Below are 22,792 nucleotides of genomic sequence, written 5' to 3'. Positions count from 1 at the left end.
CCGAGATTGTCACGCCGGCGATGATAACGCTTACAAGATACGTGGTATAGTAAGATTGTAGAATTATTCACAAGGAAGGGTGGACGTAATGGTCACCTTGGTGATTTTAACAATCATGATTATCGGGTTTATTGGAGGCTGGCTCCGAGCCGACTTGGTTGCGCTCATCGGTCTCTTGTTGCTCGTCTTGACGAATCAATTGACGCCGGTTGAAGCAATGGCCGGTTTTTCGAATTCGGTCGTGCTCATGATTGCTGGGCTGTTCATTGTGGGGGCCGGCCTATTTCACACGGGTTTGGCCGAACGGTTAGGTGCTGCGCTTATCCCGTTCGCAAAAGGGAGTGAGGTGCGTCTTTTTCTCGTCTTGATGGTCACGGTGACGTTATTGTCGAGTCTCATGTCGAATACGGGGACGGTCGCCCTATTGATTCCGGTCGTCCTCGCCATGTCGAGACAGATGGGGACGAGTCCTGCCAAACTGTTGATGCCGCTCGCGTTCTTCTCGAGTATCGGCGGGACGATGACACTGATTGGGACGCCGCCGAACCTGGTGGCGGCTGAGACGTTACGGAACACGTCCGCCGGCACGCTCGGTTTTTTCGCGCTCTTACCAATCGGGCTCGTCATGGCAGTCGTCGGCCTATTCTATTTCTATGTCATCGGCAATCGGCTTCTCGGTACGAGCGATGTGCGCGCCGCGGCGATGCCACGCTTGGCGGTGCCGCACGTAAGCCTATTCGCCTTATCCCTTTCGAAAGGGCACCCATTAATCGGGCGGACGCTCCGCGACGTCAACTGGTCACGAGACGGTCTGATCGTCGTCGGCGAACAAGAAAAAAGCGTGACGCACCGCTTCGTCACGGCTCGCGCGGAAACACGTCTGATCGAAGGGAAAGTGTATGTCAGCGGAGCGGAGGCGGATGTCCGGCGGATTGCTGGAAGGGAAGGAGTGGCGGTCGAACAGGTCGACTTGAAGGCCGTCTACGGGAAAGCGGGCGGCGTTGCCGTCTTCACCATCCCGACGGATAGCCCGCTCGTCGGCCGTTGTTTATCGGATAGTCACTTGCGCAACGAATATCGGTTGAACGTGCTTCAAGTCATCCGTCCGAACGAAGAGATTGCCCTCACACGATTGAAAGACGTCCCGCTCGAGCGCGGAGATATGCTCGTCGCGCAAGGGGAGTGGGACGACTTAGAGCGAGCCGGGGACGAGACGGCCTTATTGCTCGCCAATGAGCGGGTAACCGATGTCGCGAACCGGGCTGTGTCGGAGCGTCATCAGCTGGCAGCGGGGCTGATTATGCTCATGATGGTTGCGCTCCTCGTCTTCGAATGGGTCGACCCGACCGTGGCGGTATGGCTCGCGGCGCTGGCGATGGTGCTCACGGGAGCCGTGCGCCACATGGACGTCGCCTATGAATCGATTCAGTGGTCCTCGCTATTATTGATTGCCGCGATGATTCCCGTCGGTCAAGCACTCGACAATGCCGGGATTATGACCTGGCTCGTCACGTGGATCAGCGATTCGTTCGGTCAAGCCGGACCGGTCTGGGTGCTCGTCGCCATTTTCCTCGCGACGATGGGGCTCAGTCAAATCATCTCGAACACGGCGACGGCCGTCTTGTTCGCACCGCTCGCCGTATCGCTCGCCGCGGCGCTTCAAGTGAGTCCGGTCCCGTTCGTCGTTGCCGTCGCGATTGCGGCATCACTCGCATTCATGACCCCGTTCGGTTCACCGACGAACGCGATGGTGTTCGGAATCGGGGGCTACCGTTTCTTCGATTTCGTCAAAGTCGGCTTGCCGCTGCAAGTGGTGACAGCGGTCATCGCGATTTTCACGATTTTACTCATCTTCCCGTTTTGAAGGACATGTGGATCTCTCCGTTGAACATGTAAATAAATGCTAAATGATGAGGTGGAAAGACGATGTAGAAACGAATCGGAATCATTGTATGTGCACTCTTGCTTGCGGCTTGCTCGAATGAGGGCGAGCAATCGACACCGACGCTCGGGGCGGATGCCAAAGTAGCCAAGGCGTATTTAGAGGAGCAAGGCTATGACGTCGTCTCTTATAGAGGGAATAGAACGTCGAGTTTTGAAAAGGAAGATCTGCTTGAGTTGCCTACGGAAAGTACGTGGCAAGTCCAGACGACGCCGCCGGATGACTATATTGGACGTGACATTCGACATGAGTACTTTATCGTCCGCAACCATCCGCTCGATGAAGTCGCAGAACTCGGCCAGACGAACGTCTCGGTCATGATGGTGGACGGCAAAATCATCGGCGGGACGTCATATCCGGATTCGGCCGAGCCGCTTACCGGATCGAGCTATTCACTCGATGGGAGGACGGCGGAAGAGCTGCATCCCGATTACACGGAGTGGCGCAGCGAGTGGGAAGCTAAATATAGCGAATGAACGAAAACGCCTCGGGATTCCCGAGGCGCTTTTGTTATGAGGCCGTGCCTTTCAGTTTTCCTGGCAGTTTACAGCGCTCGAAGTAGATCAGTTGGCCGCGACGTGCGATGCGGGCTCCCTTGTGGAGGTGCCCGGCTTCCTCGAGCAACGTGAGGCCTTTCGTTTTGGCCTCGTCATCGCTTGCCGCGGTAAATGAATCGTTCAAGACGGTCGTGCCGTCGTTCTCGAACGCTGTGATCGTATACTGTTCCATCCGTCTGCCCCCTTTTCTTTCATTGTACTGAATGGTCATTCATTCTTCAAGCGAAGGTTTTGTCAGCTCTTCGAACGTGAGCTGACGTGCCGTCTCTGTACGGGTGATTAAATCGGACACCGTCATCCCGATTAAGCGGACCGGTTCAGTGATCGCCATCTCGTCGAACAGGCGGCGGGCGAGCCGTTTAATCTCGTCGTGGTCGTGCGTCGGATGGTTCAGTTTGATTTGATGGCTCCGGGCCTGGAACTCGCTTGTCTTGATTTTAATCGTCACCGTCTGGCAGCTGAGTTCACGCCGGTCGAGTTGATGGAGCACATCTTCGATTTCCGGGACGACGCGTTCATATACTTCCTCCGGGTCATCGAGGTCGAATGCGAACGTCGTCTCGGAACCGATCGATTTGCGTTCCCGCGTCGGGACGACGGGGCGGAAATCACGGCCATGGGCGAGTTCGTATAGCTGGTTGCCGCGGTCGTAGCCGAAGATGGCCTTAACCTGTTCGGGTTGTGCGCGCTGGAGGTCAGCAATCGTATGGTAGTCGTGTTTGAACAGCGTTTGGGCGGTCACTTTACCGACGCCGTGCATCGTCGTGATGGGGAGCGGGGCGAGGAACGATTTGACATCGGCCGCTTCGACGACCGTCAGTCCGTTCGGTTTGTTGAACCCGGAGGCGATTTTGGCGACGAACTTTGACGGGGCGACTCCGGCCGAGGCCGTCAGCCCCGTCCGGCGCTTGATTTCCCCAAGGATATACCGCGCGATATAAGGGCCGGACGTGCTCATAAGTGTGTTCTCGGTCACGTCCAAATACGCCTCGTCAAGCGAGAGCGGTTCGACGAGCGGTGTGATGGACTTGAAGATGGCCATCACTTGCTGGCTGACTTGCCGATAGACGTGAAACCGCGGTTTGACGAACGTCGCCTGGGGACAGAGAGCGAACGCACGCCGTGATGACATGGCGCTGTGAATCCCGTATTTTCTCGCCTCATACGAACAGGTGGCGACCACCCCACGGCTGTGGGGGGCGCCACCGACGATGACAGGCTTATCACGTAAATCAGGACGGTCCCGTTGTTCGACCGAGGCGTAAAACGCGTCCATATCGACGTGGATAATCAATCGTTCCATGTACATCACCTTTCTGTCTCATCTGCTCCTTTCAGTATACCGAACTTTTGTTCGTTTTTTTAGTCTTTTCACTCACTTCGTTTCTTACGTTGTTTTTCCAATCGTTCTTGGTTCCGAATTTGATTTGGGAACTGTAAGAGCGAACCAATCCAATTCTTTCGTTTCAACCACGCATAGACCAAGCCTGTGAAGAGCATAATCATCATCCAGGCGAACAGATAACCGAGCGGCCACTTCAGTTCAGGCATCTCTTTGAAGTTCATTCCCCAGATGGCACCCAAGGCGACGACCGGGGTCGTCAAAGCCGTGAAGACGGTCAACGCCTTCATAATCTCGTTGCCGCGAAAGTTCGACAGCGTCGAGGCGAGGTCGGTTAACGCGATGACATCGGCTTGATAATGTTCGATTAACGTCAATAGACGGTCGACCCGATACGTGGCAAGGCGATAGGCTTTCAATTCATCTAAGTCGACATCAAGGAACGCCTCACGTCCGGCCATGAGTAACTCACGATATGGGACGACAGTGTCGGACCATCGTTCAATCTCGCTGCGGAGCCCGAAAATCTCATTCATAAATTCGGGCGGGACTTGCCCGCTCATCTCGCGTTGGGTCATCATCAAGCGTTCTTCATACTCATCGATACCGTGGAAATAATAGTCCATCTTTTCAGAGAGCAGGTCATAGAATGCCTCGATTGGCGAGTCATACTGCTTCGCGGCCACTGTCTCGCAATACAGCTCATCGAATCCAATTGTCCATAAAAAGTCCCGGGTCACGAAATAGTGCCCGATTTTTTGTGGTTCGCGTTCGAGTTGTTCGTAGTCGAGCGTGAGCGACCCGTACATATAATCACGTTCGACGATGATTTTTGTGACTTTCGCCGTCGTCAATTGTTCGAGCCAATATGTGTACGCTTCCTCATAGTGATTGTCGACATGTACGATTTCTTCTGGTCGTGTATACCAATTCCAATTCATCTTTCATTCCCCCAATATGCTTCTCTCTGAAGTATTCCCGCTTTTCTTAGAAAGTTGGCATCTGACCTGAACTTTCGTTAAGATGTAGGTACTGACAAGAAGAGAGGTGCTTTTTTTGACGACTACTAAAATCGGTCAGCTCAAAGTGGGCGACACGTTGAACCAATATGTGATGATTAAACAATCGTATCGTGGACTCGCCGGAAACGGCAAACCATATTTGACGCTCATCCTATGCGATGAGAGCGGAGAGATTGAGACGAAAGTATGGGACAGTGCCGATACGGACAAATATGCGACGAAAAAGATTGTCCATGCTTCCGGGGAAGTGATGGACTACCGTGGCCGGACCCAGTTGAAGTTGAAACAAATCTCCATCATCGAAGGTGAGACGGACATCGCGCCATACGTGCGCTCGGCCCCAGTGCCGAAGTCAGAACTCGAGACAGGGATTCGCGGCTATATCGAGGCGATGGAGCACGTGGGGATGAAACAACTCGTGACGGCGCTTGTCGACCGGAACGAGGAAGCTTACTTCACGTATCCGGCAGCGGTGCGCCATCACCATGCGGTCTATTCAGGGCTTGCGTTCCACGTCCTGTCGATGCTGAAGCTGGCTGACACGATGTGCGACCTCTATCCGCAATTGAATCGAGACTTGCTCGTCTCGGGCGTCGTGCTCCACGACTTGGCGAAAGTGATCGAGTTATCGGACGCGATCACACCGGAGTATACGCTCGAAGGCAAGCTGCTCGGTCATTTAGCGCTCATGGCAACTGAAATCGAAGTCGTGGCCCGAGAGCTCGGCACCGACCGTGAAGTCGTGACGTTGCTCCAACACCTCGTCCTCAGCCATCACGGGAAACCGGAATGGGGATCGGCGAACGCGCCGCAGCTCCCGGAAGCCGAGATGCTCTTCTTCATCGACAATATCGATGCCCGGATGAATATGTTCGATAAGGCGTTCGAAGGCGTCGAGCCAGGGACGTTCACAGAACGGGTCATGGCGCTCGACAACCGGGCGTTCTATAAACCGAAGTTATGAAGGCATACAAAAAAGACGTCCCGCGGGACGTCTTTTATTATTACTGCTCTGTCGATTCCTCGGCAGGAGTTTCTTCTGTACCTTCTTTTTCTGCTTTGAGCGCATCTTTCACGGCGTCGAACTGCTTCGATGCTTTCGCATCTTTCACATCGACGTTATATTTCTCGATCAACTCGGCATAGATTTTATTCGCGTCGACAGAAGCGGCTTTTTCAGTCGCTAATTCTTCACGAATACGATCTTTCTCATCTTCGAGTTTAAGGTCTTTTTCTTTACGGTCCATGACTTTGATGACGTGGAAGCCGAATTGTGACTGAACCGGGTCAGAAACTTTGCCAACGACGTCTTCTTGGAACGCGTACTCTTCAAATTCAGGGACCATGGCGCCGGCTGAGAAGTAACCGAGGTCGCCACCTTTCTCACCAGAACCTGTGTCTGTCGATTTTTCTTTCGCGACGTCAGCGAAGTCGGCACCGTCATTCAACTCTTTGATGATCGCTTGTGCTTCTTCTTCTGTCTCGACGAGGATGTGGCTCGCCTTGACTTCGACGTTCTCTTTCGCGAACTGTGCTTCGATATCTTCGTCTGTTACTTCGACGAGCTCTGATTTCGCTGCATCGACGAGCATTTGACCGCGGAGCGCTTCTTTGAACTCGTCCGTGCTAGTCATGCCGGCTTGTTGAATCGCTTGCTCAAACTCTTCTTTCGAGTTGAACTGCTCTTCGGTCTTGCTGAACTCTTCATCGACTTTGTCTTGTTCGACTTTGTCGCCATACTCTTTTTCAAGCAATTCGTTCATCGTTTCTTGGAACGCAAGTTGTGGGACCATACTATCGTAGCTCTTGTCTACGATTTCGCCGCGTGTCACTTCGCCGCCTTCAAAAGAAACAACTGTTGAGTTGTCAGAAGCCCCGCCGCGTGTCGCCGCATACGTGCCGCCGACACCGATGAGAAGTGCAATCGCTGACGCGCCGACGAGGGCGCCTGTTGAAAACTTCTTGTTCTGTTTGTTCGGTTCATTCGTCATTCCGTTTGACATATATTCCACCCCTATAAATCTATAAGTTTCTAAATCCGACTATACCACATTTTGTTAATGATAACAGCTGTTCTCTTGCCTGTGTAGTATCATAGCACAGAAACGTGTCGTATAATGATGAAAGAGAATGTGAAATGATGGGGTGGAGAACGTGTCGTTAGAAGAGAAAATCAATCAATTATCGTTTCAAATGGAACTGTTGCTCGGGGCGGTCGATTGGTCGGAGCGGCCCTTTGAACATGAGGTGCTCAAGGCGAATTTGACGAGGCAAGACGTCGTCGCATTTTTCGCGTTGCTGGATGATATCCGAGAACGACAAAACGAGCAAATGCGCTACGGGCTGTCGTCCGTGGAACCTTTGCTCGTTCATTTCGTTGGGATGCTTCATCCTCAGTTAGAGGCCGAGACGATTCTCGCGGCGTGCGTGCGCCAAGGGATGGCGCTAGACGTCACGGAACCGCTGTATCGGCAGGTCAAGCTTCTTTACTGATCTCGTCGTCCTCGGGGCGACGTCCGGCTTCTTCCGTGATCATCTTCGACGTTTCTGCAAAGATGTCCATGAAGTTGTCGCCATACAATCGGCGAACGATCGCGGTGATGTCCGTCAAGTCCGGGAATTTCCCGTACAATTCTTGAAGCGGGAGCGAGGCGCGGAAGACGCCGTTCTCTTCCGGGTCGAACGCATGAATCGTCTCGAGCAAGAGCGCTTCACCTTCAGGCGTCAATTGGACGTACGTATTTCGTTTGTCCGTTTCCTTTTTCGAGAACGTGAGCAAACCGCGGTCTTCTAACTTCTTCGAGAAGTTGAACGCCGTCGATACGTGCATGACCCCATATTTGGCGATCTCTGAGATCGAGGCGCCGCCGAGGGCGTGAGCAATCCATAAAATATGGTGCTCGTTTATGTTCAAGTCGAACGGTTTAATCCAATTTTGCCAGTCTTTCTCGACCGTCTTCCACAGTGCCTTACTAAGCTGAATGATTTTATGACTATAGAGCATGGCCTCAGGGCCAGTGAATTCTTTTTCGTGTTCCATGTCGATCCATCCTTTCCGATACAATGTGACTAAAACGACGGGCGATGACGACAGACCGGTCAGTTGGCCTTTTCCGCTTTCGCTTCGGTCGCATCTGACTGTACGTTCGAAAGCTCGTTTAGGTTTCCTTGGATCCGCTCGATTGAAGGCTGAATGTCTTGTTGATAGCGTTCGACTTCGGCTTTTACTTGATCTGTCAATTCTTTACCTTGTAACTTACCTGCCGCCGCAACTTGCGACGCATCTTTAGCGACTTTTTGGAATTGTTCTTTCAACGTAGTGATTGTAGACGCTCGGTGTTGATTGGCCGCCGCGTCATTCGCCGTTCCACGGGCGAGTTTTTTCACGGTCACAGCTCCTAGAAACGCTACGACAAAGCCGAAAGCAACCCAATCGCGACGATTGTGATTCGACAATACATTCCCCTCCTCGAGCACGCTGATACTAGAATACATTCTTTTCATATTATTTTACCAAAAAAGAGAGATTAAAAACCTATATCTTAAATAAAATTTTTCAGAACATTCAATTTTGACCGAAAAATCATTTTATTTTAAACTATGGGTAAAGGAAGGTGACCTCCAGTGAATATGCAAAAGCGTTGGGTTGATGACATGTTAGACCTGTATAACGCGGCCAAGCGACTGGGAGATGACCCTTGGGCACAGACAATAATGGAAGCACTCGAGGCGGGATATGAAGCGTCGGAACAGAACGAACAGACGCGGAAACAAACTTTGCTTGAAAAGCGACTTATTGAAATAGACGCCCGTCTAAATTTGTTAAGAAAAGAATTCGAACAAGCGGAATCTGTCAAATCGCGGCAACAGTTATACGAGCAGGCGATTAAATTACAAGTCGAGCGTGCCCAAATCGAAGAGGAGCGGAAGCGCCATCTCGATTCAATCAACTCGTCATGAGGCGCGAGACAAAAATGGACCGGTCGCACATTGGGCGATCGGTCCATTTATTTGTTACAGGTTTGCTTTAATACCGGCAGCGATTGCCTGCATGTCGTCAGATGAGTACGCGTCTTGATGCGTTTCCCATTTGGCGCCAAATCCGTCCGTCTCCCCGTAGCGCGGCAAGAGGTGGATGTGGAAGTGATAGACGGTCTGCCCGGCAATCGCTTCGGCGTTAGACAACACGTTCATCCCGATCGCGCCTGTTTCACGCTGAATCGCGTTCGCGACGGCAGGGACGGCTTGGAAGACGTCACGGGCCACATCGGTCGGCAATTCATAGATGTTACGGGCGTGGTGTTTCGGAATGACGAGCGTATGTCCTTTCGTGACTTGAGAGATATCGAGGAACGCGACGACGGCGTCATCCTCGTATACCTTATACGACGGGATGTCGTTGTTAACGATTTTACAAAAGATACAGTTGTCCTCAGTGTGCATGCTGACTCCTCCATTCATGAATGACTAATCCATCTCATCATAACATGGAAATTCGGGCGGAAGAACGATTGTCCGGACAGACGATGCCCCTTACACTGAAACCAATAGCAAGTAGAGAGAGGAAGAAAACGGATGGCGTATGTACGATCGAAGAAACCGTCACGGCGAAGAAATATCTATCTCGGGCTGCTCGTGACGCTCGGTGTCGGCCTCGCGGTCGGTGCGTTCTATCAATGGGAATATAAACCGGCTGCTGCCAACGACAAGATTCACGTCCGCTTCAAGGACGCACTGTTGACCGAAGACGTCAGCTTCTTCCAGGAAAACGTCGAATATGAAGCGGAACCGCTCACGCGAGCCGAAGCGCTCCGTTTCATGGAGTGGTTGAATGAAGAGAAGTCGATCCGTGGTGAGGCCATCTCGGAAGTGGCGCAGGACAGGTCGGACCGGGCACAAGGCATAGAGACGGACGGATTGTTCCGGCTCGTCGATACGGGCGAAGGGCGGTTCGGCTTTGCGGATTATCGGATTGAGTTGTTGCCGAAGACGTTGCGTGCTTTGGCAGACGTTCCACTGACGAATATTTGGATAGATGGGGTGCAGGCGGGACGGATTGATGAGGCAGGCACAGCAGTTGAGGTGGTTCGCATGCCGGGCCGTTACGACGTCAAAGCCGTCGCCGTCGTCGATGGGGAAACAGTGACCGAAACCGAGGCCGTGACATTGACGGAAGATGCGCAACTGGCGTTTGGGTTATTGCCGGACCAGGACGAGACGGTGGCCGGACAATTCGACCTCGAACGAGCCGAATTGATTGAAATCGAGGTCGAGGCGCAAACCGGTCATTCGATTGAGATGCTTGAGGCGCTCATGAACAAACGGGAACAGAAAGTCGTCGACGAGATTGGTGAACCGATGGAACGGGGCGACGTCTGGCGCTATGATGGGATGGAACTCCGGTTTGTCGACGGCCGGGTCGATCGCATTGATATCGATTTACAGAAACGGCCCGACGACCTGCTCGCGCTCTTGGGCGAACCGAATGAAAAAGTCGACACGGACCTCGGCCTCGAATGGCGCTACGACCGAACGTTGCTCGAGTCGATTTTCACGTTCTTGCGCTTACAGAGCGAGAAACGGTTCATCGAGCGGGATGAAGCCATCTATCTCATTTTGACATGACAAAAAAAGGGACCCTCGGCGAGGGTCCCTTTTACGTGAGCCGTAGATTAACGTTTACGGTTCATTGATTTCATAACGAACGATACGATCAAGATTAAGATAATCGCACCAAGAAGTGCTGGGATAATCGCGATGCCGCCAACTGCAGGACCGAAGTCTCCGAAGATGAGGCCACCGAGCCAAGCACCGATGATACCAGCAATGATGTTCCCGATGACGCCACCTGGTACATCCTTACCTAAAATAAGACCTGCTAACCAACCGATAATACCCCCAACGATTAAAGTGATAATCCAACCCATAAAAACATTCTCCTTTCTGTTTTGTCCATTGTTCTCACTAACAATTTTATGGAACAATGGAAGTACTGAATAAGTTTTAAAATGCCTTACACTTCAGATTATTCCCATGTGACAGCTTTTAAAACATATATCACAAAAAAAAGTTGAAAATGAGGGGTGGAGTTTTCATGTTGCACGTCGACCACTTGAATGGCGGTTATATAGGTAAACAAGTGTTACACGATATTTCGTTTGATGTAAAAAAAGGTGAACTCGTCGGGCTGATAGGGCTAAACGGAGCCGGAAAATCGACAACAATCAAACATATTTTAGGATTGCTTGATCCGATTTCAGGATCGGTCGAAGTCGATAGTCAAACACTCAGCTCGTCAGAAAAGAATTATCGTAAGAAAATTAGTTATATACCCGAGACCCCTATCTTGTACGACACGCTGACGTTGCGTGAACATTTGACGTTGATCGGGAAAGCGTATGACATCGACGTGGCGGATTTGACGACCCGGACCGAGCGATTGGCACGAGATATGCGGATGGAGAAGCAACTGGACTGGTTCCCGTCCGTCTTCTCGAAAGGGATGCGCCAAAAAGCGATGATTCTCTGTGCGCTCGTGACGAAGTCACCGCTCCTCATCGTCGATGAACCGTTCGTCGGACTCGATCCGCTTGCGATTCGCCAACTGTTGCGATTGTTTGACGAGTATAAGGAAGACTGCGCCATCTTGATGTCGACGCACATCTTAGAGACGGCCGAGCGCCACTGCGACCGTTTCGTCTTCTTGCACCAAGGATCGGTCATCGCGACCGGGACGGCCGCGCAACTTCGTGACACATACGGTCTGCGTCCGGACGCCACGCTCGATGACATCTATGTCGAGGCGATTGAGACCGAGGAGCGGAAACGATGAACGTATTCAAACAACGATTTGGCGTCTGGATGGAAGACGTCGTGAAATACAGCCGCTACGTCGCGAACGGCGGCTTGTTATTCACGCTTTATTTCACGCTCATCTACGGGGCGTTCGTGTATAACCAATTTTTGACGGATTTGGACCCGGTTTTTCCGAGTGAATGGATCGTGGCGCTGATTTGGTTGCTGCTTCCGCTCGGTCATCGTCCCCGGACGTTGATTCAAGAAGCAGATCAAGTCTTCTTATTGCCACGACTCGGTGAGATTCAAGCGTTCATGACAGGCGTTCGCGCATTCAATGTCGTCTTCGCCACCGTCCGTGCCCTCCTCGTCATGCTCGTCGTGTTGCCGCTACTCGTCCGGACACAAACGCTCACGTCGGTCGAAGTCGGGGCCATCCTCGCGACGAGTGTGCTCCTTTCAGCCGCGGGTCGTCTCGCCAAGTTGGAGGGTATTAAATACGTCGTCTTGCCGAGCGCACTCGCCAGCGGCTTCCTCATGCTGTTCGGTGTGCCACTGTTGACGCCAGTGCCCGCACTCGTCCCGTTTGTCCTGCTCCACGTGCGACGGAATCGGCGCATCCCGCTGCTTGACTGGCTCACGCTCGAAGAAAAGAGCAAAGCCCAGTTCAACCGGGTCGTCAGTTGGTTCGTCGATGTGCCGGCGATGCGGGAAGATGTGAGGGAGCGGTCGTTCATCGTCAGTCTGCTCGAGCGGTCTGTGTTGAAACGGGCTGATGCCGCCCGTTACGTGTACGGGCTCCGGGTCATGCGCTCGAACGATTCGCTCGACCTCGTGTTGCGTCTTTCCGCCGTCGCGCTCGTCGTCATGTGGCTCTCGGGCGGATGGTATGTCGGGTTGGTCGTCCCGCTCTTCGTCGGGTTGACGGCGCTCCAACTCGTCCCATTATTTAAACGGCTCGACACGGTATCGATGGCGTCGTGGTTACCGATTACACGTACCGAAAGGCTCGTCGCCTATAAATGGTGGGCGACGCGGTTATTGTTCGCGCAACTGCTCGCCCTCGGTGTTGCCTCGCTCTTGTTCGGGGCGACGTGGGACGCGCTCGTCGGTCTCGGCCTCGCGTATTTGGTCGTCCGATATTACTTGAGTCGATTGACATGAAACAGGGACACCCGGATTGAGTGTCCCTGACTGTTGTCGTTATTTCTTAGGTGACATGACCGATACGCTCGACCCGAGAATTTTCGGAAGACGTGCCGGTGCTTCTGGTTCTGTCTCGACTTCACCGTAAGCAGATACACCGTGCTCGGCGATGTCGAGGCCGATATCTTCTTGTTCTTCTGTGACACGAAGACCGATTGTGACGTCGAGGAGTTTTAAGAAGGCGTAGCTACCGCCACCGGCGATGACCATCGCGATCAAGACACCGAGTGCTTGGACACCGAGTTGAGTCAAGCCGCCGCCGTAGAAAAGGCCGGCCGAACCGATGCCTGTGATCTCGACCAAGCGAGGCGAGGCGAAGAATCCGAGCGCGAGCGTCCCGATGATACCGGCAACACCGTGCACTGAGAAGGCGCAGAGCGGATCGTCAATATATTTCGCCATAAGGATGCTCGTACCATACGTGGCGATCGAAGCGAGGGCACCGATGACGATGGCGGCCCAAGGTTCGACGAAGGCGCAAGCAGCGGTGATGGCGACGAGTGCCCCGAGGACACCGTTGACGATTGTCGGGATGTCCGCCGTTTTCTTGTGAATCATGACGATGGCGAGCGCACCGAGCGCACCTGCAGCCGTGGCGAGCATCGTCGTAAGAGCGACGTAACCGAAGAATCCGTCCGCGACCGACATTGTCGACCCGGCATTGAAACCGAACCAGCAGAGCCAGAGCACGAGTCCACCGACGACCGTCAAGACGTGGTTATGACCGGCGAGTGATTCCGTTTTACGACGTGGTTTCAAGATGATGGTGGCCATAAGGGCAGCCATTCCGCCTTGAAGGTGGACGACAGCCGAACCGGCGAAGTCTTGCATGCCCATCGTCCCGAGAAGTCCACCAGCCCATACCGAGCGGGCGACGATTGGATACAGGATGGCGACGAAGAAGACGCCGAACAAGACGTAAGCAGACAATTTAGCCCGCTCTGCGAAACCGCCCCAGGCGATGGCGAGCGCGACAGCGACGAATGACAACTGGAACAAGAATTTGATGTCGATCGAGACGTTGGCCCAATCGAGGCTCGTGAACGATCCGTTCATGAAGAATCCTTCTGTCCCGAACCAACGGGTCCCGTCCCCGAATGAGAGGCCGAAGCCGACAGCCCAAAAGGCGAGTGCCGCCACAGAGAGGCTAATGATTTGTTTGACTGCGACGTGCCCGGCGTTTTTAGCCCGGAGCGTCCCCGTCTCGAGCAACCCAAATCCAAGTTGCATCGTCAAGACGAGCAAGGCGGCGATGAGTACGAACAGCGTGTCCATATAATATAAGATGTCTTCCATGTTGCGATTCCTCCTTTTTAACGATTGATGATTCAAAAGTTGTTTTCAGTGTAAGGCGAAAAATTCGACTTGGATTGCAAATTGTCAGATTATCTGACATAGTTTTTTTATGAGGGAGGAGGGCGAGAGATGGACTATAAGTCGAAGAAAGTGATTGGAATGGGCGTCATCACTGAACTGACGGGACTTTCGGAGCGACAAGTCCGCTATTATGAGTCAAAAGGGCTCGTCTTTCCAGAACGAACCAAAGGCGGTTCACGTAAATATTCTTTCCATGATGTGGAACGATTGATTGATGTGGCCTCGAAGCTCGAAGATGGTTGGCGGATTCAAGACATCAAAGATCGCGAGAAGCGCTTGTCGACGAAACAGCGTGACGATTTGATTCGTGGTCAGCTTAATTCGGCCTTCCGCACGTATCCGCCAAAGAAATGACACAAAGAAAACACAATGAAAATGCTTCACATTAGCATTATTCTAATTAATTTCTGTATAATGTTTTTGAGTTCACATACCTATAGAAGAAGAGTGTAGGAGAATTATAGAGGGGAATGACGCGACGTATGAACGATACTATTTTGAAGGCGTTTAAAGGAGAGGCGACAGACTATGTGCCCGTTTGGTACATGCGCCAAGCCGGACGCTACCAACCAGAATATCGTGAGATCAAAAAAACGAGGACATTATTCGAAATCACTCATGATGCCGAATTGTGTGCCTACGTGACAGAACTCCCGGTAAAACAACTAGGAGTCGACGCGGCCATTCTGTATAAAGATATTATGACGCCACTTCCGTCGATGGGCGTGGATGTGGAAATCAAGAGCGGCATCGGTCCGGTCATTGATAACCCGTACCGGACGATGGAAGACGTGGAACGCTTAAAACCGCTCAACACGGACGACATCTCGTACGTGTTCGAGACGATTCGTTTGCTTCGGGAACGTTTGGAAGTACCGCTCATCGGGTTCTCGGGTGCACCGTTCACACTCGCGAGTTATATGATTGAAGGCGGTCCATCGAAGAGTTACCATCGGACGAAAGCGCTCATGTACGCAGAGCCGGACGTATGGAACGCACTTATGGAGAAGCTTGGCGACATGGTCATCACGTATGCGACGGCGCAGGCGGAGGCCGGCATTCAAGCGTTCCAGTTGTTCGACTCATGGGTCGGGACGCTCAGCCGCAAAGATTATGTTCGTTATATCAAACCAACGACAGAACGGATCTTCACCGAGTTGCGCAAGCTCGACATCCCGCTCATCATGCACGGTGTCGGAGCGAGCCATCTCGTCGAAGAGTGGCAAGACCAGCCGCTCGACGTCGTCGGACTCGACTGGCGCCTGTCGATTCAAGAAGCGCGCGACCGCGGTATCACGAAAGCGGTCCAAGGTAACCTTGACCCGTCATTCTTGCTAGCTCCGTGGCCGATCATCGAAGCGAAAGTGAAAGAAATCCTCGATGAGGGGATGAAACAACCTGGATACGTCTTCAACTTGGGACATGGGGTGTTCCCGGAAGTCGATCCGTCTGTGCTCGTCAAATTGACAGCATTTATCCATGACTACTCACGTGAAAAAATGGGAGGCAAATCATTATGAAAACCGTCGGATTACTCGTAATGGCTTATGGGACACCGTACAAACCTGAAGATATCGAGCGCTACTATACGCACATTCGTTATGGTCGCAAGCCTTCACCGGAAGCACTCCAAGACTTGACGGAGCGCTATGAGGCCATCGGTGGCGTGTCGCCGCTCGCGAAAATCACGATCGATCAAGCGGAGACGCTCCGTGACATCTTGAACGAGCGCCACGTGGGCGAAATCGACTTCAAGCTCTATATCGGGCTCAAGCACATCGAACCGTTCGTAGAAGACGCGGTCGCGCAAATGGCGAACGACGGCATCAAAGAAGCGGTCTCGGTCGTATTGGCCCCGCACTACTCGTCATACAGCGTCAAGTCGTACAACGGACGGGCGCATGAAGAAGCCGCGAAATACGGCATCGAGATCCGTTCGGTCGAATCGTGGTACGATGAGCCGAAATTCATCAATTGGTGGGCGGAAGCCATCAAAACGACGTTCGCGAACTTGCCGGTGCCGGCCGAGAAGGCTTGCTTGATCGTTTCGGCGCACAGTCTCCCAGAGAAGATTTTGGCAGGTGGCGACCCGTACCCGGATCAATTGAAAGAGACGGCTGACAAAATCGCTCAAGCGGCGGGCGTACCGAACTATGAGGTCGGTTGGCAGTCGGAAGGCAACACGCCTGACCCGTGGATCGGGCCGGACGTCCAAGATTTGACGGCTGAACTTTATGAAAAGCATGGCTATGAAGCGTTCGTTTACACGCCGGTCGGATTTGTCGCGGATCACCTCGAGGTGCTCTTCGATAACGACGTGGAATGTAAAGTCGTCTGTGACCGCCTCGGCGTTCACTACGCGCGTCCTAACATGCCAAACGCGGAGCGGAGCTTCATTGAAGCCATCGCCGATCGCATGGAAAGCGTGATTGTACATCATGCGTAATGTAACGATTGTCGGTGGTGGGATCACAGGTCTCACCGCCGCTTTTTATGCCGAGCGTTATTTACCGAACGACGTCACGATCAAGCTCGTCGAGACGAGCGGACGGTTAGGCGGGAAAATCGATACGTTTGAAACGGGAGAATTTGCGGTCGAACGAGGTCCCGACTCGTACGTGTTCCGCAAGACAGCGATGACGGACTTGATTCATGACGTCGGTCTCGGCGATGAAATCGTCCGGAACGGGGTCGGGCAAGCGTACGTGCTCCATCATGACGGGCTGCATCCGATTCCGAAACAGACGGTCATGGGCATCCCGCTCGACGTCGATGCGTTCAAGGACACGACACTCTTATCGGACGAAGAACATGCCGCGCTCCGGGCGATGCTCTTATCGCCACCGGACGTCGAAGCACCGGAAACGGACGTCTCCCTTGGTTTGTACTTGCGTGAACGTGTCGGGGACCCGATCGTCGACCGGCTGATCGAACCGCTTCTTTCCGGGATTTACGCGGGAGACATCGATCAGATGAGCGCTTTGTCGACGTTCCCTCAGTTTATCGAAGGCGAGAAGAAACATGGGAACTTGTATGAAGGGATGCGACACTTGCGTCCTGAACAACGGGTCGCGGAAGTCGGCGCCAAGAAAGTTGGACAGTTCGCTTCACTCAAGCGAGGCTTGAAGTCGCTCACTGATCGTCTTGCCGAGCGACTAGAGCGCACCGAGATCATCTTGAACTGTTCGGTCGAACAAGTCGAGGAGATTGAAGGCGGCTATCGCCTGCTGACGAATCGAGGCGATATCGAGTCCGACCACCTCATCTTGACGGTCCCGCCTCGGCTCATCCGTCAGTTCTTACCGAAAGTCGACAGTAATTTTCTCGCGGATATGAAACCGCACGCGACGGCGACGTGTTCGCTCGTATTCAAAGAAGACGATATCGAGTTGCCGTTCATCGGGACGGGCTTCGTCACGAGCCAAGAGGCGGATGTGACGATTACGGCGTGCACGTTCATCGACCAAAAATGGCCGCATGCCGTGCCGGAAGGGTATCACGTCCTGCGCGTCTTTCTCGGACGTCCGGGCGCCGATGAGATCGTCGATGCGTCAGATGAGGAGATTGTCGCGACGGCGTTACGTGACCTTGGAGGCTTGATGACGATTAAAGCAGCGCCACTCGAGACGGTCGTCAGCCGGCTTCGGGACGGGTTGCCACCTTACGCCGTCTTCCATTCCGATCGGGTCCGCGCGTTGCGCGCCGAGATGGGCCGCGTCTATCCAGGGATCTTGCTCGCAGGCATCGCCTATGACGGAATCGGCATGCCAGACTGCATCAAGAGCGTCCATGAACAAATCAAAGCGCTCGCAGAAGAAGGTTAAAGATTCATGAAGGGAGGTGTCGGATTATTCCGATGGCCTCTCTTTTTGTTATAGTTATAAGCGAAACAGAAAAAGAGGAGTGGATGTTGATGACAACGTACAAATTGTTCGTATCCGATATGGATGGCACGATTCTGCACAACCACACGAAAATTGCACCTGAGACGGCAGAAATCGTCCGTGCGGCAGAAGCACAAGGGATTCGCTTTGCGATTGCGACGGGACGCAATTACTTCAACGCGAAAGAGATTCTCGACGAGGTGGGCCTCACGTGCCCGATCGTCTCTTCGAACGGCGGTCGCGTGCTGACGGAAACGGGTGAAGTGCTACATGAAATCGATTTGACGACAGAAGAGGCGCTCGAGGTCGTGTCGGTGTTGCATCAAGACCACAAATATTCGGACGTCTTCTATGAAATGTATTCAGAGGCGGGCCTCGTCGCGAGCCGACTCGATTTGATCGATGCGACGATGGAGAACTTGAAGCAGAACGGCGATGAGCGGTCGCTCGAGATGTATGAGTTCTTCCAAAAACGTTATTACGTCAACGAGGACGTCCGTCTCGTCGAAGACATCGAGGATTTCATCAAGAATGAGGCCGGACGCGTCTATAAATTCATCGCCTTTTCGAGTCATTTCGAGAAGATGTCCTCACTATGGACGGAAATCGATGAGCGCGTGGAAGGCGTTTACGTCACGTCTTCAGGCAATGACAATATCGAAGTCATGGCGAACGGGGCTGATAAAGGGCGCGGCGTCAAAAAATTGGCCGAGCATTTCGGCGTCGATTTATCGGAAGTCGTCGTCATCGGGGACAACTTGAACGATGTCCCGATGTTTGAGGTGGCCGGTAAAGCGATCGCGATGGGCAATAGTCACGAAGACTTGATTGCCATTAGCCACCACGTCACAGAGCGTCATGACGAATACGGCGTCGCGAACGCATTGAAGCGCGTCATGAACGGGGAATGGAAGTAAACAAGTTGTAGCGCCGGGCCGCCGTCTCGTATAATACAATTAACGATTATCCTTAGGAGGAACCTACTGTGAAATTTATTTTCAACCCGGATATCCGGGACCCGAAACTCAACTTGGCGGTCGAGGAGTATATCCTCAAACATTTGAACGTCGAGCATGAGGATTATTTCTTGTTCTATATTAACGGCCCGTCGATCATCATCGGCAAGAACCAGAACACATCAGAAGAAGTTAACTTGAAGTATATCGAAGAGAACGGGATTGACGTCGTCCGTCGTTTGTCAGGCGGCGGTGCTGTCTATCATGATGAGGGCAACTTGAACTTCAGCTTCATCACAAAAGATGACGGCAACTCGTTCAACAACTATAAGAAGTTCACGCAACCGATTGTCGACGCCTTGAAGCAACTCGGCGTCGAGGCAGAGTTGACGGGACGTAACGATATCCAAGTCGGCGAACGGAAAATCAGCGGGAACGCCCAGTTCACGACGCGCGGCCGTATGTTCAGCCACGGAACACTCATGTTCAACTCGAACATCGAGGAAGTCGTCAACTCGCTCAACGTCTCGGAAGAGAAGATGCGTTCAAAAGGCATCAAGTCGGTCCGTAGCCGTGTCGCCAACATCACGGAGTTCTTAGAAGAAGAGATGGCGATGGAGCACTTTGTCGAGGCGCTACTCCATTCGATTTATGACGGACAGGAACCAGAACGTTACGTGCTTCGCGATGAGGACTGGGAAATCGTTCAGGATATCTCGAAAGAGCGCTATGCGAACTGGGACTGGAACTTCGGGAAATCGCCGAAGTTTGATGTCGAGTCGAAACGTCGATTCCCGATTGGTACGATCGACGTCCGCTTGAACGTCAACAAGGGTACAATCACGGAAGCGAAAATCTATGGGGACTTCTTCGGTGTCGGGGATATCCATGACGTCGAACAAGCCCTCGTCGGAACGCGGTTCGAACGCGGCGCGATTCGGGAACAATTGTCACAGCTTGACGTCAAACATTACTTCGGCAACGTCGAGCTCGAAGAACTCGTCGATCTCATTAGCTGAAGCGGGTTTTCATGCAGAAGGGCCTCCCTACAGAGGTCTTTCTTTTTGGCGTTTTCGTGACAGGTTGTCTGGACCGTTGCGTGTCGTTCCGGCGAGGCGTATCATAATCAGTGCAAGCGCTTTCGTGAGATGGAGTCAACCAATGGGAGGAAACGATATGTATCGATTTATCACTGAATGGATGGACACGAATTTGATGTGGGTGACGGAGCAACCGACATTTGATCTCGCCGTCCAAGCGATTGGACTTGAACTCGAAGGTCGAGGTATCGTCAATGACACGTTCGCGCGCGTCGTGACGGAGCAAGAGCGGACGATCCCGTCGGGCGTTACCGATGTCGCCGTACCGGTCGCTGTCGTCGATGTACCGCTTCACGTCGCAAAACAAGACGGCATCACCTTGTTGCATCTCAATCAACCGTTTGCGATGCAGACGATTGCGGGAGAGAGTATTCGGGCCGAAGCGATTTTCTTCATCACGGCGACGACGGAAGCGAAACAGTCGGCGCTCCATAAGTTGATGGACGACTTGCTCATGGACGATGAGACGTTACAGGCGCTCGTGCACGTACAGAGCCGGACCGGATTGTATCATTTGCAGACGATGGACTTGAAAGCGTTTTCTTATTGAGGCGTTTCATGTACAATGAAGATAACTGAAAAAGAGCGCGGCTGCCGTGCTCTTTTTTACGGCTCAAAAGTGAATAGTCATTCATTTTCAAAGGGGGATTATCATGGCAAACTTAGTCACGGCACTACAAGGCGTGGTGGCCGCGCATCCGAACAAGGCGGCCTACGTGTTTGGGGAAGACACGGTCAGCTACGGACAGTTCTATGGACAAGTCGAGGCGATGGCGGCGACGCTCGAGCAAAAAGGCATCGGTCAAGGCGACCACGTCGCGCTCGTCCTCGGCAACAGCCCCGCGTTCTTGATTTCGTATTTCGCGGTGCTCGCCCGAGGTGGGGTCGTCATTCCGATCAACCCTACATACACACCGGATGAGATGGCCTACATCTTGCTCGATGGCGACGTAAAGGCGATTGTCGCGTTGTCGCCGCTCGTCGCGCAAGCGGAAGCCGCACTCACGAACTTACCGCAACTCCGACTCGTCATCTCGGTCCCGTATGCAGACGTACCGGCGTTGAAGCGGGATGGGGACATCGAGTTCTTACCGTTCAGCGAGGCGTTCGCGACGACGAAAGCTGAAGTGGTCGAAGTCGATGAGGGCGAGGTCGCTGTCATCCTGTATACGAGCGGGACGACCGGGAAACCGAAAGGCGCCTTGTTGACACATCTCAACTTGTTCTCGAACGCCCATTCGATCGGGGAGTATTTGGAGATCACGCCGGAAGACAAAGCGCTCGCCGCCTTACCGATGTTCCACGTCTTCTGTTTGACGGTCATCGTCAACGCACCGCTCCTGCGCGGGGCGACGATTGTCATCTTGCCAAAATTCTCACCGCAGGACGTGTTCGACCTCGTCCCAAAACATCGCGTCAGCATTTTTGCCGGTGTCCCGACGATGTACAACTTCCTGTTGCAGACGGCGATGAAAGTTCCAGCATACGCCTCGGCGCTCAAGCATGTCCGCGTCTTCGTATCCGGTGGAGCGAGTCTGCCGGTACAGTTGCTCGAATCGTTCGAGCAAAAGTTCGAGTGTAAGATCCTCGAAGGATACGGTCTGTCCGAGGCGTCACCGGTCACGTGTTTCAATCCGCTCCACGGCGAGCGGAAAGCCGGGTCAATCGGTCCGTCAATCGTCCACGTCGAGAACAAGGTCGTCGACGAACTCGGCGAAGAGGTCGGGGTCGACGAGGTTGGTGAACTGATCGTCCGTGGACCGAACGTGATGAAAGGCTATTATAAATTACCGGAAGAAACGTCGATGACGCTTCGCGATGGATGGCTCTATACGGGCGACTTGGCGAAACGGGACAAAGACGGTTACTTTTATATCGTCGACCGGAAGAAGGACATGGTTATCGTCGGTGGCTATAACGTCTATCCACGCGAAGTCGAAGAAGTGCTCTATCAACATCCGGGTATCGTCGAAGCAGCCGTCATCGGGGTACCGGATGCCGAACAAGGGGAAGCGGTCAAAGCGTTCATCGTCACGCGAGACGAACAGGTGACGCTCGACGAGATTCGAGCGTTCGCGGCGACGAAACTGGCGAAGTACAAACAGCCGACGCATATCGAAATCATCGAGGAGCTGCCGCGGAACACGACCGGGAAGATTTTACGGACCGTCTTGAAGAGCGAGCAATTCCAACGCAATTGACGGGAGAGAAGGACGACGAAATCAGTCGTCCTTTTTTTGTTCAAAAGATTTGACACCGTTACCGGGTAGGGGTATATTGATGGTGAGGTGATAATCATGGAAGAATTCATGCATGACCAACCAATCGTTCCGCGTGAAGACGCAGAACGTGAAGCGCTCAGCAAACGGCTGCGCCGAATCGAAGGACAAGTACGTGGGATTCACAAGATGGTCGAGAGCGACCGCTACTGCGTCGATATTTTGACCCAGACGTCAGCCATTCAAGCGGCACTCAAACAAGTCGAGATGCAACTGCTCGAACGTCACATGCGTAAATGTTTAGTCCATGCGAGTGAAACGGAAGACATGGACCCGTACATTGACGAATTGATGACAATCGTCAGCCGCATCAAGAAGTAAGGAGGTGTTCC

At 53.0% G+C, this 22,792-nt stretch carries 26 protein-coding genes; 17 read left to right on the top strand and 9 right to left on the bottom strand.

Features of this window, described 5'->3' with window-relative positions:
- The first annotated feature begins 100 nt into the window (after window positions 1-100).
- Both KNP72_RS06630 and KNP72_RS06625 read left to right on the top strand, forming a co-directional pair.
- On the top strand, window positions 101-1,864 hold the full coding sequence (locus KNP72_RS06630; protein ID WP_353048445.1) for an SLC13 family permease: 1,764 nt from the start codon (window positions 101-103) through the stop codon (window positions 1,862-1,864).
- A 98-nt stretch (window positions 1,865-1,962) separates the two neighbouring features.
- Window positions 1,963-2,418, top strand: coding sequence for a hypothetical protein (locus tag KNP72_RS06625; RefSeq protein WP_214832570.1), 456 nt, complete (start codon window positions 1,963-1,965; stop codon window positions 2,416-2,418).
- A 34-nt stretch (window positions 2,419-2,452) separates the two neighbouring features.
- Here the strand turns inward: KNP72_RS06625 and KNP72_RS06620 are convergent, their stop codons facing one another.
- The 3 genes from KNP72_RS06620 to KNP72_RS06610 form a co-directional block, all read right to left on the bottom strand.
- Window positions 2,453-2,671 carry a YhzD family protein gene (locus KNP72_RS06620; protein ID WP_214720277.1) on the bottom strand — a complete coding sequence of 73 codons (219 nt, stop codon included), beginning with the start codon at window positions 2,669-2,671 and terminating at the stop codon, window positions 2,453-2,455.
- A gap of 39 nt (window positions 2,672-2,710) precedes the next feature.
- Window positions 2,711-3,802 carry a DNA polymerase IV gene (dinB, locus tag KNP72_RS06615; RefSeq protein ID WP_251128898.1) on the bottom strand — a complete coding sequence of 364 codons (1,092 nt, stop codon included), beginning with the start codon at window positions 3,800-3,802 and terminating at the stop codon, window positions 2,711-2,713.
- A gap of 68 nt (window positions 3,803-3,870) precedes the next feature.
- Window positions 3,871-4,782 carry a magnesium transporter CorA family protein gene (locus KNP72_RS06610; protein ID WP_214832568.1) on the bottom strand — a complete coding sequence of 304 codons (912 nt, stop codon included), beginning with the start codon at window positions 4,780-4,782 and terminating at the stop codon, window positions 3,871-3,873.
- A 172-nt stretch (window positions 4,783-4,954) separates the two neighbouring features.
- Here KNP72_RS06610 and KNP72_RS06605 point away from each other — a divergent pair, with 172 nt between their 5' ends.
- Window positions 4,955-5,827 (top strand): HD domain-containing protein, encoded by an 873-nt coding sequence (locus KNP72_RS06605; protein ID WP_214720284.1) that lies wholly within the window; start codon window positions 4,955-4,957, stop codon window positions 5,825-5,827.
- Between the two features lie 40 nt (window positions 5,828-5,867).
- Here the strand turns inward: KNP72_RS06605 and KNP72_RS06600 are convergent, their stop codons facing one another.
- On the bottom strand, window positions 5,868-6,866 hold the full coding sequence (locus tag KNP72_RS06600; RefSeq protein WP_214832566.1) for a peptidylprolyl isomerase: 999 nt from the start codon (window positions 6,864-6,866) through the stop codon (window positions 5,868-5,870).
- A gap of 151 nt (window positions 6,867-7,017) precedes the next feature.
- On the opposite strand from KNP72_RS06600, the gene KNP72_RS06595 reads away from it, so the two are divergent.
- Complete coding sequence (locus KNP72_RS06595; protein WP_242679007.1) at window positions 7,018-7,356, top strand: DUF1878 family protein; 339 nt, start codon at window positions 7,018-7,020, stop codon at window positions 7,354-7,356.
- Here KNP72_RS06595 and KNP72_RS06590 read toward each other — a convergent pair.
- Window positions 7,340-7,903 carry an HTH-type transcriptional regulator Hpr gene (locus KNP72_RS06590; protein ID WP_021066715.1) on the bottom strand — a complete coding sequence of 188 codons (564 nt, stop codon included), beginning with the start codon at window positions 7,901-7,903 and terminating at the stop codon, window positions 7,340-7,342. The genes KNP72_RS06595 and KNP72_RS06590 overlap by 17 nt on opposite strands.
- Before the next feature lie 59 nt (window positions 7,904-7,962).
- The gene (locus KNP72_RS06585; protein ID WP_241764607.1) at window positions 7,963-8,250 is read right to left on the bottom strand and encodes a hypothetical protein; all 288 of its coding nucleotides are present in this window, start codon (window positions 8,248-8,250) and stop codon (window positions 7,963-7,965) included.
- A gap of 243 nt (window positions 8,251-8,493) precedes the next feature.
- On the opposite strand from KNP72_RS06585, the gene KNP72_RS06580 reads away from it, so the two are divergent.
- The gene (locus KNP72_RS06580; protein ID WP_241764606.1) at window positions 8,494-8,823 is read left to right on the top strand and encodes a hypothetical protein; all 330 of its coding nucleotides are present in this window, start codon (window positions 8,494-8,496) and stop codon (window positions 8,821-8,823) included.
- A 54-nt stretch (window positions 8,824-8,877) separates the two neighbouring features.
- Here the strand turns inward: KNP72_RS06580 and KNP72_RS06575 are convergent, their stop codons facing one another.
- Entirely contained in the window at window positions 8,878-9,306 is a 429-nt protein-coding gene (locus tag KNP72_RS06575) for an HIT family protein (protein WP_214720274.1), read from the bottom strand.
- Between the two features lie 132 nt (window positions 9,307-9,438).
- Between KNP72_RS06575 and KNP72_RS06570 the strand changes: the two genes are divergently transcribed.
- Window positions 9,439-10,488, top strand: a complete 1,050-nt coding sequence (locus tag KNP72_RS06570) for a hypothetical protein (RefSeq protein ID WP_214720273.1) — start codon at window positions 9,439-9,441, stop codon at window positions 10,486-10,488.
- A 47-nt stretch (window positions 10,489-10,535) separates the two neighbouring features.
- Here the strand turns inward: KNP72_RS06570 and KNP72_RS06565 are convergent, their stop codons facing one another.
- Entirely contained in the window at window positions 10,536-10,790 is a 255-nt protein-coding gene (locus tag KNP72_RS06565) for a GlsB/YeaQ/YmgE family stress response membrane protein (RefSeq protein WP_021066710.1), read from the bottom strand.
- A gap of 167 nt (window positions 10,791-10,957) precedes the next feature.
- Here KNP72_RS06565 and KNP72_RS06560 point away from each other — a divergent pair, with 167 nt between their 5' ends.
- Both KNP72_RS06560 and KNP72_RS06555 read left to right on the top strand, forming a co-directional pair.
- On the top strand, window positions 10,958-11,695 hold the full coding sequence (locus KNP72_RS06560; protein WP_214720272.1) for an ABC transporter ATP-binding protein: 738 nt from the start codon (window positions 10,958-10,960) through the stop codon (window positions 11,693-11,695).
- Window positions 11,692-12,822 carry an ABC transporter permease gene (locus tag KNP72_RS06555; RefSeq protein WP_214832564.1) on the top strand — a complete coding sequence of 377 codons (1,131 nt, stop codon included), beginning with the start codon at window positions 11,692-11,694 and terminating at the stop codon, window positions 12,820-12,822. The genes KNP72_RS06560 and KNP72_RS06555 overlap by 4 nt, the downstream gene beginning before the upstream one ends.
- 39 nt (window positions 12,823-12,861) lie before the next feature.
- Here KNP72_RS06555 and KNP72_RS06550 read toward each other — a convergent pair whose 3' ends face one another.
- Window positions 12,862-14,160, bottom strand: coding sequence for an ammonium transporter (locus KNP72_RS06550; RefSeq protein ID WP_214720270.1), 1,299 nt, complete (start codon window positions 14,158-14,160; stop codon window positions 12,862-12,864).
- 129 nt (window positions 14,161-14,289) lie between these two features.
- Between KNP72_RS06550 and KNP72_RS06545 the strand changes: the two genes are divergently transcribed.
- The 9 genes from KNP72_RS06545 (at window position 14,290) to KNP72_RS06505 (ending at window position 22,781) form a co-directional block, all read left to right on the top strand.
- A complete protein-coding gene (locus tag KNP72_RS06545; RefSeq protein ID WP_021066706.1) occupies window positions 14,290-14,595 on the top strand; it encodes a MerR family transcriptional regulator in 306 nt (101 codons plus the stop codon).
- A gap of 116 nt (window positions 14,596-14,711) precedes the next feature.
- Window positions 14,712-15,761, top strand: coding sequence for a uroporphyrinogen decarboxylase (hemE, locus tag KNP72_RS06540; RefSeq protein WP_021066705.1), 1,050 nt, complete (start codon window positions 14,712-14,714; stop codon window positions 15,759-15,761).
- Window positions 15,758-16,687 (top strand): ferrochelatase, encoded by a 930-nt coding sequence (hemH, locus tag KNP72_RS06535; RefSeq protein WP_021066704.1) that lies wholly within the window; start codon window positions 15,758-15,760, stop codon window positions 16,685-16,687. The genes hemE and hemH overlap by 4 nt, the downstream gene beginning before the upstream one ends.
- A complete protein-coding gene (gene hemG, locus KNP72_RS06530) occupies window positions 16,680-18,065 on the top strand; it encodes a protoporphyrinogen oxidase (RefSeq protein ID WP_214720269.1) in 1,386 nt (461 codons plus the stop codon). Before hemH ends, hemG begins: the two co-directional genes overlap by 8 nt.
- An 89-nt stretch (window positions 18,066-18,154) precedes the next feature.
- The gene (locus KNP72_RS06525) at window positions 18,155-19,042 is read left to right on the top strand and encodes a Cof-type HAD-IIB family hydrolase (protein WP_251128897.1); all 888 of its coding nucleotides are present in this window, start codon (window positions 18,155-18,157) and stop codon (window positions 19,040-19,042) included.
- A 68-nt stretch (window positions 19,043-19,110) separates the two neighbouring features.
- A complete protein-coding gene (lplA, locus tag KNP72_RS06520; protein WP_021066701.1) occupies window positions 19,111-20,100 on the top strand; it encodes a lipoate--protein ligase in 990 nt (329 codons plus the stop codon).
- A 157-nt stretch (window positions 20,101-20,257) separates the two neighbouring features.
- A complete protein-coding gene (locus KNP72_RS06515) occupies window positions 20,258-20,731 on the top strand; it encodes a PTS sugar transporter subunit IIA (protein ID WP_131472251.1) in 474 nt (157 codons plus the stop codon).
- A gap of 103 nt (window positions 20,732-20,834) precedes the next feature.
- A complete protein-coding gene (locus tag KNP72_RS06510; RefSeq protein WP_214720267.1) occupies window positions 20,835-22,382 on the top strand; it encodes a long-chain-fatty-acid--CoA ligase in 1,548 nt (515 codons plus the stop codon).
- Window positions 22,383-22,478: 96 nt separating this feature from the next.
- Window positions 22,479-22,781 (top strand): metal-sensitive transcriptional regulator, encoded by a 303-nt coding sequence (locus KNP72_RS06505; RefSeq protein ID WP_214832559.1) that lies wholly within the window; start codon window positions 22,479-22,481, stop codon window positions 22,779-22,781.
- The last annotated feature ends 11 nt before the right edge of the window (window positions 22,782-22,792 follow it).

The organism is Exiguobacterium sp. s152 (assembly GCF_018618335.1).
GTDB lineage: Bacteria > Bacillota > Bacilli > Exiguobacteriales > Exiguobacteriaceae > Exiguobacterium > Exiguobacterium chiriqhucha.
This window is presented reverse-complemented; position numbering and strand designations above follow the sequence as displayed.

Coding starts and splice junctions, on each gene's coding strand:
- KNP72_RS06580 (WP_241764606.1), top strand. CDS start 8,494: ATGCAAAAGCGTTGGGTTGATGACATGTTAGACCTGTATAACGCGGCC.
- dinB (WP_251128898.1), bottom strand. CDS start 3,802: ATGGAACGATTGATTATCCACGTCGATATGGACGCGTTTTACGCCTCG.
- KNP72_RS06600 (WP_214832566.1), bottom strand. CDS start 6,866: ATGTCAAACGGAATGACGAATGAACCGAACAAACAGAACAAGAAGTTT.
- KNP72_RS06550 (WP_214720270.1), bottom strand. CDS start 14,160: ATGGAAGACATCTTATATTATATGGACACGCTGTTCGTACTCATCGCC.
- KNP72_RS06505 (WP_214832559.1), top strand. CDS start 22,479: ATGGAAGAATTCATGCATGACCAACCAATCGTTCCGCGTGAAGACGCA.
- KNP72_RS06575 (WP_214720274.1), bottom strand. CDS start 9,306: ATGCACACTGAGGACAACTGTATCTTTTGTAAAATCGTTAACAACGAC.
- KNP72_RS06605 (WP_214720284.1), top strand. CDS start 4,955: ATGATTAAACAATCGTATCGTGGACTCGCCGGAAACGGCAAACCATAT.
- KNP72_RS06545 (WP_021066706.1), top strand. CDS start 14,290: ATGGACTATAAGTCGAAGAAAGTGATTGGAATGGGCGTCATCACTGAA.
- KNP72_RS06525 (WP_251128897.1), top strand. CDS start 18,155: ATGACAACGTACAAATTGTTCGTATCCGATATGGATGGCACGATTCTG.
- KNP72_RS06570 (WP_214720273.1), top strand. CDS start 9,439: ATGGCGTATGTACGATCGAAGAAACCGTCACGGCGAAGAAATATCTAT.
- KNP72_RS06610 (WP_214832568.1), bottom strand. CDS start 4,782: ATGAATTGGAATTGGTATACACGACCAGAAGAAATCGTACATGTCGAC.
- KNP72_RS06590 (WP_021066715.1), bottom strand. CDS start 7,903: ATGGAACACGAAAAAGAATTCACTGGCCCTGAGGCCATGCTCTATAGT.
- KNP72_RS06510 (WP_214720267.1), top strand. CDS start 20,835: ATGGCAAACTTAGTCACGGCACTACAAGGCGTGGTGGCCGCGCATCCG.
- hemE (WP_021066705.1), top strand. CDS start 14,712: ATGACGCGACGTATGAACGATACTATTTTGAAGGCGTTTAAAGGAGAG.
- KNP72_RS06555 (WP_214832564.1), top strand. CDS start 11,692: ATGAACGTATTCAAACAACGATTTGGCGTCTGGATGGAAGACGTCGTG.
- KNP72_RS06515 (WP_131472251.1), top strand. CDS start 20,258: ATGTATCGATTTATCACTGAATGGATGGACACGAATTTGATGTGGGTG.
- KNP72_RS06620 (WP_214720277.1), bottom strand. CDS start 2,671: ATGGAACAGTATACGATCACAGCGTTCGAGAACGACGGCACGACCGTC.
- hemG (WP_214720269.1), top strand. CDS start 16,680: ATGCGTAATGTAACGATTGTCGGTGGTGGGATCACAGGTCTCACCGCC.
- KNP72_RS06560 (WP_214720272.1), top strand. CDS start 10,958: ATGTTGCACGTCGACCACTTGAATGGCGGTTATATAGGTAAACAAGTG.
- KNP72_RS06565 (WP_021066710.1), bottom strand. CDS start 10,790: ATGGGTTGGATTATCACTTTAATCGTTGGGGGTATTATCGGTTGGTTA.
- hemH (WP_021066704.1), top strand. CDS start 15,758: ATGAAAACCGTCGGATTACTCGTAATGGCTTATGGGACACCGTACAAA.